General features: G+C 73.0%; 11 protein-coding genes (1 of these 11 only partly in view). 7 read left to right on the top strand and 4 right to left on the bottom strand.

Going from position 1 to position 15,432, the window contains the following annotated elements; all coding sequences use genetic code 11:
• The first annotated feature begins 314 nt into the window (after positions 1 to 314).
• From P2424_RS02670 to P2424_RS02655, 4 genes are read left to right on the top strand one after another with little or no spacing between them, the layout of a single operon-like run.
• On the top strand, positions 315 to 3,194 hold the full coding sequence (locus P2424_RS02670; RefSeq protein WP_276474191.1) for a nitrate- and nitrite sensing domain-containing protein: 2,880 nt from the start codon (positions 315 to 317) through the stop codon (positions 3,192 to 3,194).
• Complete coding sequence (locus P2424_RS02665; protein ID WP_276474190.1) at positions 3,191 to 3,637, top strand: roadblock/LC7 domain-containing protein; 447 nt, start codon at positions 3,191 to 3,193, stop codon at positions 3,635 to 3,637. The genes P2424_RS02670 and P2424_RS02665 overlap by 4 nt, the downstream gene beginning before the upstream one ends.
• Before the next feature lie 56 nt (positions 3,638 to 3,693).
• Positions 3,694 to 4,107, top strand: coding sequence for a DUF742 domain-containing protein (locus P2424_RS02660; protein ID WP_276474189.1), 414 nt, complete (start codon positions 3,694 to 3,696; stop codon positions 4,105 to 4,107).
• Positions 4,088 to 4,693, top strand: a complete 606-nt coding sequence (locus P2424_RS02655) for an ATP/GTP-binding protein (RefSeq protein ID WP_276474188.1) — start codon at positions 4,088 to 4,090, stop codon at positions 4,691 to 4,693. Before P2424_RS02660 ends, P2424_RS02655 begins: the two co-directional genes overlap by 20 nt.
• A 169-nt stretch (positions 4,694 to 4,862) precedes the next feature.
• Here P2424_RS02655 and glpK read toward each other — a convergent pair whose 3' ends face one another.
• Entirely contained in the window at positions 4,863 to 6,368 is a 1,506-nt protein-coding gene (glpK, locus tag P2424_RS02650; protein WP_276474187.1) for a glycerol kinase GlpK, read from the bottom strand.
• A 408-nt stretch (positions 6,369 to 6,776) separates the two neighbouring features.
• Here glpK and P2424_RS02645 point away from each other — a divergent pair, with 408 nt between their 5' ends.
• Together P2424_RS02645 and P2424_RS02640 are read left to right on the top strand one after the other, a co-directional pair.
• On the top strand, positions 6,777 to 7,601 hold the full coding sequence (locus P2424_RS02645) for a M15 family metallopeptidase (protein WP_276474186.1): 825 nt from the start codon (positions 6,777 to 6,779) through the stop codon (positions 7,599 to 7,601).
• Positions 7,602 to 7,730: 129 nt separating this feature from the next.
• Entirely contained in the window at positions 7,731 to 8,543 is an 813-nt protein-coding gene (locus P2424_RS02640; protein WP_276474185.1) for an SAM-dependent methyltransferase, read from the top strand.
• Positions 8,544 to 8,624: 81 nt separating this feature from the next.
• On the opposite strand, the gene P2424_RS02635 is transcribed toward P2424_RS02640, so the two are convergent.
• Positions 8,625 to 11,057 (bottom strand): glycoside hydrolase family 31 protein, encoded by a 2,433-nt coding sequence (locus tag P2424_RS02635; RefSeq protein WP_276474184.1) that lies wholly within the window; start codon positions 11,055 to 11,057, stop codon positions 8,625 to 8,627.
• A gap of 206 nt (positions 11,058 to 11,263) precedes the next feature.
• Between P2424_RS02635 and P2424_RS02630 the strand changes: the two genes are divergently transcribed.
• Positions 11,264 to 13,285 (top strand): acetoacetate--CoA ligase, encoded by a 2,022-nt coding sequence (locus P2424_RS02630; protein ID WP_276474183.1) that lies wholly within the window; start codon positions 11,264 to 11,266, stop codon positions 13,283 to 13,285.
• Between the two features lie 164 nt (positions 13,286 to 13,449).
• Here the strand turns inward: P2424_RS02630 and ptsP are convergent, their stop codons facing one another.
• Positions 13,450 to 15,120, bottom strand: coding sequence for a phosphoenolpyruvate--protein phosphotransferase (gene ptsP / locus P2424_RS02625; protein ID WP_276474182.1), 1,671 nt, complete (start codon positions 15,118 to 15,120; stop codon positions 13,450 to 13,452).
• 129 nt (positions 15,121 to 15,249) lie between these two features.
• A protein-coding gene (locus P2424_RS02620) for a PTS glucose transporter subunit IIA (protein WP_276474181.1) crosses the window boundary here: on the bottom strand, positions 15,250 to 15,432 show its final stretch. 267 nt of this gene lie beyond the right edge of the window; 183 of the gene's 450 nt are visible here — the last part of the coding sequence; its start codon lies beyond the right edge, outside the window; the stop codon is at positions 15,250 to 15,252.

The following is a 15,432-nucleotide window of genomic DNA, read 5'->3' as shown; positions in this document are numbered from 1 at the left end:
ACCAGCGTCAGCGCCGCGACGATCACCGCACGCACCGCCGCCGTCCGTACCGGGTCCGGTAGGCGGGGCTTCGTATACATCTCTTTCACTCCCCCTTCACTACCCCCGATCCTCCCACGCTTCCGTAAACGTGGGCTGTGCCACACACTGCGAACGTCCGGAGGGGCATCGACGGACAACTCAGGATGAGGCACCCTGGATTGCCTGGTCGAACGCTCCCGTACGCCTACGAGTTGCCGGTGCCCCGGTAGTAAGCTCAGGCCGTTTGCTGTCGGTTCACACCCCCGTGCGCTGGGGAAGACGTAGGGGAGGCCATGCGCTTTCGCGGGAAGTCCATCCGCCGGAAGATCGTGGTGCTGCTGCTGGTGCCGCTGGTCTCCCTGCTGTCCATCTGGGGCTTCGCGACCTACATCACCGCCACCGAGGCGAACAGCCTGCTGCGCCTGGACGAGGTGACCCACAAGATCGGTGAGCCGTCCGAGGACGCGGTCCGCGCCCTCCAGCAGGAGCGCCGCCAGATCATGGTCCATGTGGCCGAGCCCCGTGGCGACAAGGAGCTGTCGACCCTGCACGCACTCCAGCGCACCACGGACCGCGAGGTCGCCGCGGTACGCCGCAACGCGGACGACGGCGGTTTGCGCGCCGAGCTCGGCCCCGACTCCGAGGCCCGGTTGGACGACTTTCTGGAGGCCCTCGGCGGGCTGAAGACGCTGCGGACGCGGGTGGAGCAGGACACCATCACCCGCGGCGGCGCCTTCCAGGCGTACAACGAGCTGATCGATCCCGCCTATGCGCTGGTCAACTCGCTCAGCGCGGTGGACGACATCGACCTGGAGAAGCAGGGCCGGGCCCTGGTCGGTGTGAACCGCGCGCGTGAGTACCTCTCCCGGGAGGATGCGCTGATGGCGGCCGCGTACGCGGCCGGGCAGTTCACCCGCGGCGACCAGCGGGCACTGTCGGACCGGGTCGCCGAGCGCAACATCGCCTACGAGAGCAACCTCCCCACGCTGCCGGCCGAGGACCGGCAGTTGTTCGAGAACTACTGGAACAGCAGCGACGGCCGCACCCTGCGCAGCTACGAGGACGCCGTCATCGCCGCCGGACCGCGCACCACCGAGGGGCCGGTCAGCGAGGAGCGCTGGCGGTTCGCCATGAACGCCGTCATGCAGGACCTCCGGAAGATGGCGAAGCAGACCGACCAGCGCTACCACGAACGCGTCGACCCGGTCGCCACCCGGGTGCTCGTCCAGGCGGCCGCCGCCGGGGTGCTGGGCTTCCTCGCGGTGCTCGCCTCCCTCGTCATCTCCATCCGCGTCGGCCGCGGTCTGGTCCGCGACCTGAACACACTCCGCAAGGAGGCCGGCGAGGCCGCCGGTGAGCGGCTGCCGAACGTGATGCGCCGGCTGGCCGCCGGTGAACGGGTGGACGTCGAGAGCGAGTCGCCTCGCCTGGAGTATCCGCAGGACGAGATCGGCCAGGTGGGCCAGGCACTCGACACCCTCCAGCGCGCGGCCGTCGAAGCCGCCGTCAAACAGGCCGACATGCGGCGCGGCGTCTCCGAGGTGTTCGTCAACCTCGCCCGCCGCAACCAGGTGCTGCTGCACCGCCAGCTCACCCTGCTCGACGCCATGGAGCGCCGTACCGAGGACGCGGACGAACTCGCCGACCTCTTCAGGCTCGATCACATGACGACCCGGATGCGCCGGCACGCCGAGGGCCTGGTCATCCTCTCCGGTGCGACGCCGTCGCGGCAGTGGCGCAAGCCCGTCCAGCTGATGGATGTCGTACGGGCGGCCGTCGCCGAGGTCGAGGACTACGAGCGGATCGAGGTGCGCAGGCTGCCGCGGCTCGCCGTGGACGGCAGCGCGGTCGCCGACCTGACCCACCTGATCGCCGAACTGCTGGAGAACGCCACGGTCTTCTCCCCGCCGCACACTGCCGTGCAGGTGCTGGGTGAGCGGGTCGCCAACGGTTTCACGCTGGAGATCCACGATCGCGGGCTGGGCATGACGGCCGAAGCGATGCTGGACGCCAATCTGCGGCTCGCCGAGACCCCCGAGTTCGAGCTGTCCGACACCGACCGGCTGGGCCTGTTCGTGGTCTCGCGGCTGGCCCAGCGCCAGGGCGTCCGGGTCTCGCTGCAGCCCTCGCCCTACGGTGGCACGACAGCGGTCGTCCTCATCCCCGGCGCGGTCCTCACCGAGACCCCCGGCCGCGACGACGAGCCGCGCGGTGCCGCGGGGGCCGGTACGGGGCCGGCCCGGCCACTGGACGGCCCCGTCGAGCTGGAGGCCCCGCTGGAGGAGGGGAGCCGGTCCGCTCGGGAGAGCGGGTCCCGCAAGCTGCCCCGCGGCCCGGCGCCCGCGATCGCCCCGGCGGGCGAGCAGCACCAGCAGGCGCGCGACGAGGCCGCTCCCGCCTCCCGCGCGGACTCCCGCGACGGTTGCGAGGGCACCCCGGCGCCCGGCGGGGACGCGGACTCCCGCACCGGCGGAACCGACCCCGAGGACGGCGGCCGCAAGCCTCTGCCCCGGCGTCGGCCGGGCGCCCCGGTCCTGGTCTCCGACAACGGGCGCACCGTCGATCCGGACCGGCAACCCCCGGCGGAGCGCCCCGCGGGCAGCGGCCCCGCACCGCTGCCCCGCCGCAAGAAGCCCCGTACCTCTCCGCACACCGGAGCGGAGGAGCAGGCTCCGTCCGGGCAGGCGTCCTCCGCTGAGGGGTCCGACGCCACCTCCAGGACGGCCTCCGCGGGCGAGCCGGAGGGCGCCGCGCCTCCGGCGGCGGCCACCGGGCCCCGAGGCACCGCCGTCGGGCCGCACAGCCCCGAGGATTCCGCCGGCGCCGGCGGCCCGTCCGGACGCGAGGACGGCCCCCGTGGCGAGGACTCGCCGTCCGGGGAGTCGGGCACCGGGCCCGGGCGCCCCGGCGGCCTGCCCCGCCGGGTGCGACAGGCCAGCCTCGCTCCGCAGCTCAAAGGGGACGCGCCCACGGTCAACACCCGTATGCCGCAGCCGCGGACGGACCCCCCAGGATCCAGCGCGCCGGAGGTCGCCGACCGCGACGCCGACGAAGTGCGCAGCAAGATGGCATCCCTCCAGCGCGGCTGGGAACGCGGCAGACGCGAGAGCGAACCGCCGCACGAGGCGGGGGAGTCAGCACCAGGAACAACACCGGAAAGGGACGGTCGATGACCGCACCAGACACCGCATCGCACCAGGCCGGAAGCGGTGAACTCAACTGGCTCCTCGACGAGCTGGTCCAACGCGTCGGCAGTATTCGCAAGGCGCTCGTGCTCTCCGGGGACGGCCTCGCCAGAGGCGCCTCACAGGGCCTGTCCCGCGAGGACAGCGAACACCTGGCGGCTGTCGCCTCCGGGTTCCACAGCCTCGCCAAGGGGGTGGGCCACCACTTCGGCGTCGGCGGCGTACGGCAGACCGTGGTCGAACTGGACGAAGCGTTCCTCTTCGTGACGGCCGCCGGGGACGGGAGCTGCCTCGCCGTCCTGGCCGACCAGGATGCCGATGTCGGCCAGGTCGCCTACGAGATGACGCTCCTGGTCAAGCGCGTCGGCGCGCATCTGGGCACCGCACCGCGCAGCACCCCGGGCGACAGCGGCACGCCCGGAGCCGGGTGACGGCGCCGCGAGGATGACAGGCGACGGGACGAGGAGCGGGAGGAGACGGGCCGGCCATGGCGGACCAGTGGTTCGATGACGCGGCGGGACCCGTGGTGCGGCCGTATGCGATGACGCGCGGCCGCACCCGCAGCGGCGGCACGGGCACGCAGCTCGACCTCATCGCCCTCGTCATCGTCGACGACCCGGGCGGGGCGGAGCCGGACGCGGTGTCCGCGGCCGAGGACCCGCTTCTCTCCGATCACTCCTTCGTCCCCGAGCACCACGACATCGTCGTGCTCTGCCGCCGCCAGCCGCTGTCGGTGGCGGAAGTGGCGGCGGAGCTCGACCTTCCCGTGGGGGTGGTGCGCGTGCTGATCGGCGACCTGCTGGCGGCCGCACTGGTGCGCGTCACCCGCCCCGTTCCTCCGGCGGAACTGCCGGACGAGAGCATCCTCAGAGAGGTGATCAATGGTCTTCGGGCGCTCTGAGCGGCGCGGCAGCAAGGCCCCCGCCGAGCCGGTCACACTGAAGATCCTGGTGGCCGGCGGGTTCGGGGTCGGCAAGACCACACTGGTGGGGGCGGTCAGCGAGATCAAACCGCTGCGCACCGAGGAACTGCTGACCGAGGCCAGCCGTTCCGTGGACAGCACTCGCGGTGTGGAGGCGAAGACCACCACGACCGTCGCCATGGACTTCGGCCGGATCACCATCAACGAAGAGCTGGTGCTGTACCTGTTCGGCACCCCGGGCCAGGACCGGTTCTGGTTCCTGTGGGACGAGCTGGCGACCGGTGCGCTGGGTGCCGTGGTGCTCGCCGACACCCGGCGGCTGGAGAACAGTTTCGCCGCCGTCGACTACTTCGAGCGCCGCGGTATCCCCTTCACGGTGGCGGTCAACTGTTTCGACGACGCCGAGCAATACCCCGTCGAGCACGTCCGCGAGGCCCTCGACCTGGACGGCGGGATACCGGTGCTGCTGTGCGACGCGCGGCAGCGCGAGTCCGCGCGGGACGTCCTCGTCTCGGTGGTCCAGCACGCCAGGCATCTCGCCACCCGGACGACAGCCGCCACCTGAGGCGGAGCTCCGCGCGCTGTGCCGCAGCCCGGCCCCTCTCCCGGCCGGGCGGCCTCCGTCGGACCCCGCGCACCGGCCTCGGACCCCGCGGGCCGCTCGTGGCGTCTCCCGGGGGGCGCGGCGCGGCGGGCCCCGGGCGGGGCCCGCCGCGGCCCCGCCCGGCTCGGCCTCAGCCGGACTGCTCCCAGCCGAAGCTCCGCTCCACGGCCTTGTGCCAGTTGGCGTACTCCTTCTCGCGCTCCTCCTCGCCCATCGAGGGAGTCCACTCGGCGTCCCGCTTCCAGTGGGCGCGCAACTCCTCCAGGCCGGACCACACGCCGGTCGCCAGCCCCGCGGCGTACGCCGCGCCCAGACAGGTGGTCTCGGCGATCACCGGCCGGATCACCGGTACCCCCAGCACATCTGCCTGGTGCTGCATCAGCAGGCTGTTGGCGGTCATGCCGCCGTCCACCTTCAGCGAGGTGATCTCCACGCCGCTGTCCTGGTACATCGCGTCGACCACCTCGCGGGTCTGCCAGCTCGTGGCCTCCAGTACGGCTCGTGCCAGGTGCGCCTTGGTCACGTACCGGGTCAGCCCCGCGATGACACCGCGCGCGTCCGAACGCCAGTACGGCGCGAACAGGCCGGAGAACGCGGGCACGATGTAGGCCCCGCCGTTGTCCTCGACACTGGCGGCCAGCGTCTCGATCTCCGCCGCGTCGTCGATGATGCCGAGCTGGTCGCGGAACCACTGCACCAGTGCGCCGGTGATCGCGATGGAGCCCTCCAGGCAGTAGACCGGCGCCTCGTCGCCCAGCCGGTAGCCCATCGTCGTCAGCAGTCCGTGCTTGCTGGGCACCGGCCGGTTGCCGGTGTTCAGCAACAGGAAGGAACCGGTGCCGTAGGTGTTCTTGGCCTCGCCCACCCCGTAGCACGTCTGTCCGAAGACGGCCGCCTGCTGGTCGCCGAGCGCCGAGGCCACCGGCACCCCGGCCAGCTGCCCGACGGCCGTGCCGTACACCTCCGAGGATGACCTGATCTCCGGCAGCACGGCGGCGGGTACATCCATCGCCTCCAGGACCGAGGCGTCCCACTCCAGGGACTCCAGGTTCATCAGCATGGTGCGGGAGGCGTTGGTGACATCGGTGACGTGCCGTCCGCCGTCGACACCGCCGGTCAGGTTCCAGATCAGCCAGGAGTCCATGGTGCCGAAGGCGATCTCCCCGTCGACTGCGCGCTGCCGCAGCCCGGGTACGTTGTCCAGCAGCCAGGCGACTTTCGGCCCGGCGAAATAGCTGGCCAGCGGAAGCCCCGTCCGGTCCCGGAAGCGGTCCTGGCCCACCTCGCCGCCCAGCTCCGTGCAGAGTCCCGAGGTCCGGGTGTCCTGCCAGACGATCGCGTTGTGCACCGGCCGGCCCGTCGCGCGGTCCCACAGCACCGTGGTCTCGCGCTGGTTGGTGATGCCGATGGCGCTGAGCTGGTCGGCGCGCAGCCCTGCCCGCTCCAACGCGCCCCCGACCACGGCCTGGACCTTCGTCCAGATCTCGTCGGCGTCATGTTCCACCCAGCCGGGCTTCGGGAAGATCTGTCGGTGCTCCTGCTGGTCGACGGCGACGATTCCGCCCCGTTGGTCGAAGACGATGCAGCGGCTGGAGGTGGTGCCCTGGTCGATGGCAGCGACGTACTTGTCCGTCATGTTGTGACGACCCCTCGATAGGTGCGTTCGGACGTCATGATCAGAATGCGGCCTTGCGGAGCGGTACGCCGCAGCCCCGCCGAGCAGAGCCCGCAGGCCCCGCCGATCGGCGGCTCCACCCGGCTGACGGCGGTGCCCGCGATGAGCGTGACGGCAGTGTTCAGCGCGACTGAGGGGCAGTCAAGGCCGGGCGCACGACCGCCTCGACGCGCCCAGTCTGCGACGCTCCTGTCGCGACTGTCACCAGGGTGTCACCAGATCCTCACGTCCCCGCACGTCCCACCCCTCACGTGAACCGCTCCTCGAGGGTCGGCGTCCACACGAATCAGGAACGGTGGCACGGGACCGACGGGGGTGATCCCGAGCCACCGTTCCGCATTTCCCCGTTCCCTGGTAGAGGAGAGGGGCATGAGACGCATCCGCACCGCCCCCCGGGCCCCGCTCGCCGCAGCCGCTGCTCTCCTCGTCCTCGCGGCCGCCCCCGTCCCCGCAGCTCGAGCCGCATCGGGGCAGGGGCATGAGCCCAAGGCACCCGAGGAGTTCGTCGCCCTGCACGACGTGGCCCCGACCATCCGCCAGGACATCCGCTACTTCACCCGGCACAACTTCGTCGGCGAGCGCATCGACGGCTACCGCCGGCCGATGTGCCTCGTCACCCGGGACACCGGCCGTGCCCTCGCCCGCGCCCAGCGCTCTCTCCTGCGGCGCGGCTACACGCTCAAGGTCTACGACTGCTACCGCCCGCAGCGGGCCGTGGACCACTTCGTGCGCTGGGCCAAGGACCTGGACGACCAGCGGATGAAGCGCGAGTTCTACCCGCGCGTGGCCAAGAACCGGCTCTTCGAGGACGGCTACATCGCGGAGAAGTCCGGACACAGCCGCGGCAGCACCGTCGACATCACCGTCGCCGAGCTGCCCGCCCGGCCCACCCGCCCCTACCGTCCCGGCGAACCCCTGGTGCCGTGCCACGCGCCCCAGCAGGAACGGTTCCCCGACAATTCCGTCGACACCGGCACCGGCTTCGACTGCTTCGACACCCTCGCGCACACCGACGACCCCCGCGTCACCGGGAAACAGCGCGCTAACCGGCTGCTGCTCAAGCGCACCCTGGAGCACGAGGGCTTCACCAACCTGCCGGAGGAGTGGTGGCACTTCACCCATGAGCCGGAGACCTTCCCGGACACCTACTTCGACTTTCCCGTCTCCCGCCGCTCGCTGACCTCGCACCACTGAGGCCGCCGCCACCCGAGCCACCCGGACGAAAGCGCCCGGGTGGCTCCGGTGGCCGCACCTTTGACGCTAGGTTGAGGCGGCAGCCGGACACCGGACCCGCAGCAGCACCGTCGAGCAGGGGAGCCCACCATGACCGACCGGACGAAGGCACAACGGCCCGCGACGCAGATCGACACCACGGTCCCGCACTCCGCGCGCATCTGGAACTACCTCCTGGGCGGCAAGGACCACTACGCCGTCGACCGTGCCGCAGGTGACAAGGTCTGCGAGGTATTCCCCGGAATGGTCGACATCACCCGGCACTCGCGGGCCTTCATCGGCCGCGTCGTACGCCACCTCGCGGGAGAGGCGGGTATCCGCCAGTTCCTCGACATAGGCACCGGCCTGCCCACCGTCGACAACACCCACGAGATCGCCCAGCGGGTGGCACCGGAGTCCCGGATCGTCTACGTCGACAACGATCCCCTCGTCCTCGCCCACGCACAAGCCCTGCTCACCAGCACCCGCGAGGGCGCCACCAGCTACCTGCACGCCGACGTGCGCGACCCCGCCGGCATCCTCGCGGCCGCCGCCGAGACCCTCGACCTCGACCGGCCCGTCGGCCTGATGCTGATGGGCGTCCTTGGCCTGGTGCCGGACGAGGACGAGGCACGGGCCGTCACCCGCGAACTGCTGGACGCACTGCCCTCCGGCAGCTATCTGGGCTACAACGACGGCAGCACCACCGACCCCGCCTACGTCGAGGCCATCCGCCGCTTCAACGCCGGGAGCGGAGCCGTGCCCTACACGCCGCGCACCCCCGAGCAGATGGCGGGCTTCTTCGAGGGACTGGAAGTGCTGGAACCGGGCATCGTCTCCCTCCCGCACTGGCGTCCTGAGGCACTGCCGTTCGGCCAGCCGCCCCATATCGCCTGCTACGGAGGAGTCGGCCGCAAGCCGTGAGCCCACGGGGCTTGGCCCGGCACGCCCACCGAGCCGGCTCCGGCAGGCCGCCGGCCCGGCGGCTGCGATACGGCAGGCGGCTCACCCGGCTGACGGGCCGGGCGGGCGGCCCAGCCGCACCGCGTACACCACCGCCGCACCGTCCTCCCCCTCCACCAGGACGGCCCCGCCCCGCCCGTCGCGCACCGTGAATTTCTCGGCGGCCGGGCGCTGCCCTCCGAGACCCGGATCGGGGATCAGCAGCCCGCCTCCGGTACGCCCCGGAACCGGCGGCCACACCTCCAGCTCCGTGCGTCCGTCGGCACCCCGCACCGGTATCGCCGAGCCCGCCCGGGCCAGCACCGGAAGCCCCGCCAACGGCGTCGGCAGCCGCACCGTCGCCGGGCCGCGGTGACAGCGCCCGGTACGGGTGTCATACCACCGGCCCGGCGGCAACCGCACCGCACGCGCCCGCGCACCCGGCTCCAGCACCGGCGCGATCAGCAGCGCGTCCCCCAGCAGGAACGCGTCCTCGCAGTCGCGCAGCGCCCGGTCCCGGGGATGCTGCCACCAGACCGGCCGCACACAGGGGGTACCCGTACGGTGCGCCAGTTGAGCCAGCGTCATCAGATACGGCAGCAGCCGCTCCCGCTCCGCCAGCGCCGTACGCACGTGTCCCAGCAGTTCCTCACCGACGCCCCACGGCGCCGAGGCCTCCCAGGACGCACCGGCGGCGCGTCCCGTCGTGCGGGTGCGCAGCAGCGTCAGATACGCGGCCAACTGAAGACGGCGCAGATACAGCTCGGGGGAGGAGCGCCGGGTCGCCCCCGCGACGTCCGGCCCCGCGAAGGGCACTCCGCACAACCCCAGACCCAGCACCAGCGACAGCGCGGTCCGCAGGCCCTCCCACCCGGCCTCCGGCACACTGGTGCCGATGCCGCCGTAGCGCTGGATCCCCGCCCACCCCGAGCCCGCGACCACGAACGGGCGCTCCCCGGGGTGCAGCTCCCGCATCCCGGCGCAGCCCGCCTCCGCCATCGACAGCGCGTAGAGATTGTGCGCCTCCCGGTGGTCGCCGCCCCGGCCCTCCAGCGCGTGCCGTGCCGAGCGGGGCAGCGTCGCCTCGCCGAACGCGCACAGCGAAGTGGGCTCGTCACCGGTGTGCCAGACCGCGGTGAAGCCCTGCTCGACCCGCTCCGCGAACAGCGCGCCCCACCACTTGCGCGCCCGCCGGTCCGTGAAGTCGGGGAAGGCCGCATCCCCCCGGCGCGCACCGCCCAGCACCGTGCGGCCGGCCGCGTCCCGGACGAACACGTCCGCAGCGGTGCCGCTGTCGAACACCGGGCAGCCCGGCTCGGCCACCACCCCCGGCCGCACCACCGACACCAGCTCCACCCCGTCCTGCCGCAGCCGCGCCGCCTCCGACCGGCCCGCCGCGCCGCCCCCGTCCGGCGCGCCGTCCGCGCCCGCCGCCCGGCCCGTACCCGCCTTGTCCGCCGAGCCGTCCGTGCCCGCGGTGCGCCCGCCCCACCCGGCGCCGGAATCCAGCTGCAGTGCGCTCAGCGGCAGCCCGTGCGCGCGATGGCCCTCCGCGAGCCGCCGCAGCTCGCGCTCCCCGGCCGGGCCCTGGTGCACATGCTGGTGGCCCAGTGCCCAGCGGGGCGGCACGGCGGGCGCCCCGGTCAGCGCCGCCCAGCCGTGCAGCACCCGGGAGGGCGCCCCCGCCACCACCCAGTACCGCATCGGGCCCCCGCCCATCCGCACCTCGCAGCGCGCCGGCCGATCGTGCCCCGACCCACACCCCTCGGCGCCCTCCCGCACCGTCACCCAGCCGTCCCAGGAGTTGTCGTGGAAGACGAGCAGGGTCCCCGCGTCGGCCACACTCACCAGCACCGGCATGGCGACCGGCACCGGGCCCGCGCCCCGGCCGCGGGTGTCGGGGCCGCCGTTCCACAGCCGATAGGCACCCTCCCGCAGCCGCGGGCCCGCGCTCCTGCCGCCCAACCCGAAGAAGCGCGCGTCGGCGGGCAGCTCCGAGCGCTGCATCCAGCGGGGACCGCCCGCGACAGCCCCGTCCGACTCCCACCAGCGGGGCGGAAGGTCCCGGCGCAGCAGCGCTCCGCCCGGCGTGCGCACCTCCACCGCCCCGCGGCGCGACACCGTCACCAGCATCCGCTCCGAGACCACCCGCCAGCCGCCGTCCTTGTCCGGCTCCAGCCGCGCTCGCGGGTCGGCCTCCGGGCAGGCACCCGCCAGCGCGTACGACGGTTCGGGCTCCGCGCCGTCCCACCCGAGGAACACCGCACCGCCCGCCGTCACCCGCACCTCCAGGGCCGACCGGGCGAAGCACACCCGCCCGCCGCCCGGCCCCGCCTCCGCCCCCGCGGCCTCGCCCGGGGTGCGCGCCCGCTCCGCGCGCTGCCGGGGCAGCCCCGCCGCGTCGGCCCGCCGCCGGCGCCACGCCGCCCGCAGCGCCCGCGCCCCCTGCCCCGCACCGACCACCCTCATCGACCGCCCCAGGCCCCGCCCGTCCATGCTGCTCAGCCTGCCACCGGCGACCGCCCACGTCAGGGCTGTTCAGTGGCCGTTCACCCGGTGGTCACCCGGCGCGCCGTGTGCTCCCCACACCGCTCACAGCCGCAGTGTGTGACACCCGCCCTGGCACAACGGATGACCACATGGCATCGTCCCGCGCGAAGGGACGCGACGACGCGTACAGGACGTCAGGGAGCCGCCACGCCATGACCGCAGCACACAGCGACAGGACCGCCCGGACCTCGCAGCCCGAGGCGCTCTGGCGGCCCGACCCCGGTGCCTTCTCCTCGGCCCGCCTCACCCGCTTCCAGGAGTGGGCGGCCCGGCACCACGGCGCCCCGGAGCCCGATCCGAGCGACCCCGTCGCCTCGTACGCCGCGCTGCACCGCTGGTCGACCGAGCACCTGGCCACCTTCTGGGGAGCCTTCGCCGACTGGTCCGGCGTCCGCTTCAGCACCCCGTACGAGACCGTCCTCGCCGACGCCGCCATGCCCGGAGCCACCTGGTTCCCCGGCGCCAGGCTCAACTACGCCGAGCACGCGCTGCGTCCGGCGGCGGACCCCGAGCGCGCCGCCGGGCCCGCGCTGCTGCACGTCGACGAATCGCACGAGCCCACCCCCGTGAGTTGGGCGCAACTGCGCTCCCAGGTCGCCTCGCTGGCCCAGGAACTGCGCCGACTGGGCGTCCGTCCCGGCGACCGGATCAGCGGATATCTGCCCAACATCCCCGAGGCGGCGGTCGCCCTGCTGGCCACCGCCGCGGTCGGGGGCGTCTGGACCTCCTGCGCACCCGACTTCGGCGCGCGCAGTGTCCTGGACCGCTTCCAGCAGGTCGAGCCCGTCGTGCTGATCACCGTCGACGGCTACCGCTACGGCGGCAAGGAGCACGACCGCCGTACGACGGTCGCCGAACTCCGCTCCGCGCTGCCCACCCTGCGTGCGGTCGTCCATGTGCCGCTGCTGGGCACCCCGGCGCCCGAGGGGGCACTGGAGTGGGCCGACCTCACCTCCCTCGACGCCGAACCCCGCTACGAGCAGGTGCCCTTCGACCACCCGCTGTGGGTCCTCTACTCCTCCGGCACCACGGGACTGCCCAAGGCCATCGTCCAGTCCCAGGGCGGCATCCTGCTCGAACATCTGAAACAGCTCACCCTGCACAACGACATGGGACCCGGCGACCGCTTCTTCTGGTTCACCTCCACCGGCTGGATGATGTGGAACCTGCTGGTCTCCGGGCTCCTCACCGGCGCCACGGTCGTCACCTACGACGGCAGCCCCGGCTACCCCGACACGGCCGCCCAGTGGCGCGTCGCCGAGCGCACCGGTACGACGATCTACGGCACCTCGGCCGCCTACATCATGGCCTGCCGCAAGGCGGACGTGCATCCGGGCCGGGACTTCGACCTCTCCCGGGTCAAGTGTGTGGCCACCACCGGGTCGCCGCTCCCGCCCGACGGCTTCCGCTGGATCCACGACGAGGTCGCGGCCGACATGTGGATCGCCTCGGTCAGCGGCGGCACCGACGTGTGCAGCTGCTTCGCCGGCGCGGTCCCCACACTCCCCGTCCACACCGGAGAGCTGCAGGCCCCCTCCCTCGCCACCGATCTGGCCGCCTGGGACCCGCAGGGCAGACCGCTGGTGGACGAGGTCGGCGAACTGGTCGTCACCCAGCCCATGCCCTCCATGCCCGTCCGGTTCTGGAACGACCCCGACGGCGCGCGATACCACGACAGCTACTTCGACATGTACCCCGGAGTCTGGCGCCACGGCGACTGGATCACCCTCACCAGCCGCAACACCGTCGTCATCCACGGTCGTTCCGACTCCACCCTCAACCGTCAGGGCGTCCGGATGGGCTCAGCGGACATCTACGAAGCCGTCGAACGGCTCCCGGAGATCCGCGAGTCCCTCGTCATCGGCGTCGAACAGGCCGACGGCGGCTACTGGATGCCGCTCTTCGTCCACCTCGCGGAGAACGCAGCACTCGACGACGCACTGCGTGACCGCGTCAAGCAGACCATCCGGCAGAGCCTCTCGCCCCGGCACGTACCCGACGAGATCATCGAGATCCCCGCCGTCCCGCACACCCTCACGGGCAAGCGCCTGGAGGTCCCCGTCAAACGCCTCCTCCAGGGCACCGCCATGGAGAAGGCCGTCAACCCCGGCTCGGTCGACAACGCCGAACTGCTCCGCTTCTACGAACAGCTCGGCCGCGAGCGCACCGCCTGACCCGACCGCGGCCGGGCCGCGACAGAAGGCCGTCCACGTGTGCGTGCGGGCCGCCCCGCATCAGCGCATCAGCGGGACGGCCCTCACGCACTTCTGCGACAGTCGCCGCGCACCGGTCAATCGGGCGGCGCCGGGCCCGGCACGACCCGGCGCCGCCCGCCCGGTCACTCGCCGGAGAGCACCGCCTGCGCCGCGGCCCGCGCGTCCGGACCGCTGTCCGCCGCCCGAGCCGCAGCGGCCGCACGCTCACACTGCGCCAGCGTGTGCTTCGCCAGCTGCGCCCGCACGAACGGGATCGCCGACGCGCCCATCGACAGGCTGGTCACCCCGAGCCCGGTCAGCACGCACGCCAGCAGCGGGTCCGAAGCGGCCTCGCCGCAGACCCCGCAGCTCTTGCCCTCCGCCTTCGCCGCCTCGGCCGAGACGGCCACCAGGTCCAGCAGCGCGGGCTGCCACGGATCCTGCAGCCGCGAGACCGCACCGACCTGCCGGTCGGCCGCGAACGTGTACTGCGCCAGATCGTTGGTGCCCAGCGAGAGGAACTCCACCTCCTGCAGCACCGAACGCGCCCGCAGCGCGGCGGACGGGATCTCGACCATCGCCCCGAACTTCGCGCTCAGCCCGGCCTCCCGGCAGGCGGCGGCGAACGCCCGCGCGTCCGTCCGGTCCGCCACCATCGGAGCCATGACCTCCAGGTACACCGGCAGCCCCTCGGCGGCCTTCGCGAGAGCCCGCAGCTGCCCCTGCAGGACCTCCGGGTGGTCGAGCAGCGTACGCAGCCCACGCACCCCCAGAGCGGGGTTCGGCTCGTCGGCCGGCGTCAGGAAACTCAGCGGCTTGTCGGCACCCGCGTCCAGCACCCGCACCACGACGCGCCCCTCCGGGAACGCCTCCAGCACCTGCCGGTACGCCTCGACCTGCTTGTCCTCGCCGGGCGCCTGCTCGCTGTCGTCCAGGAAGAGGAACTCCGTACGGAACAGACCGACGCCCTCGGCCCCCGCCTCCACGGCGGCCGGTACGTCACCGGGGCCACCCACGTTCGCCAGCAGCGGCACCTTGTGGCCGTCCGAGGTGGCGCCGGGACCCTTGGCAGCCTCCACGGCGGCCCTCCGGCCCTCGGCGGCACGCGCCAACTCCTCCCGCTCCTCGGCGGTCGGATTCACCGCGACCTCACCGGTGCTCCCGTCCACCGCGACGACGGTGCCCTCCGCCAGCTCACCCGCGCCGGGGAGCGCCACCACGGCAGGCACGCCGAGAGCGCGGGCCAGAATCGCACTGTGGCTGGTCGGACCGCCCTCCTCGGTGACGAAGCCCAGCACCAGCGAGGTGTCCAGCAGCGCCGTGTCGGCAGGCGCCAGGTCCCGTGCGATCAGCACGTAGGGACGGTCGCTGTCCGGTACCCCCGGCATGGGGACGCCCAGCAGCCTGGCGACGATACGGTTCCGCACGTCGTCCAGGTCCGCCACCCGCCCGGCCAGGTAGTCGCCCGCCTGCGCCAGCAGCGCGCGATAGGCGGCGAATGCGTCGTACACCGCGCGCTCGGCCGTGCTCCCGACGGTGATCCGCCGCTCCACATCGGACATCAGCTCAGGGTCCTGCGCCATCATGGCCTGTGCTTCCAGCACGGCCTGCGCCTCGCCGCCGGCGAGATGTCCCCGGGCGACCAGATCGGCGGCGACGGCCTCCACGGCCTGCCTCGCGCGCTGCTGCTCACGCGGCGCCTCATCGGCGGCGATCTGCTTGGCCGGGGGCTCCAGCACGGCTGTGCCCATGTGCCGCGCCTCGCCGATCGCCACCCCGTGGCTCACGCCCACGCCTCGAAGCGTTGTGTCCATCTCACCCGTCTCCGCTCGGCGGCGGCCTCAGGCCACCGCAGTGGTTTCCACCCGGCCCGCACGCGCGCGGGGAAGGGACTTCCGACGACGCGTGGAGGTACGACACGACAGAAGGGCCGGGCGCGTACGTCAGCTCCAACCGAAGAGCGTCTGCCCGCGCTCGATGTCCCCGTCCTCCAGTACGTCCCCGAGAGCCTCCGCGGTTGCCTCGAGCGCGATGACCGGAGAGACGGGCGACTTGCCCTTCTCCTCCACGGCCGCCGGATCCCAGCGCACCACCGGCTGACCCCGGGTGACCGTGTCCCCCTTGGC

This window comes from Streptomyces sp. WMMB303 (genome assembly GCF_029351045.1).
Lineage (GTDB): Bacteria > Actinomycetota > Actinomycetes > Streptomycetales > Streptomycetaceae > Streptomyces.
This window is presented reverse-complemented; position numbering and strand designations above follow the sequence as displayed.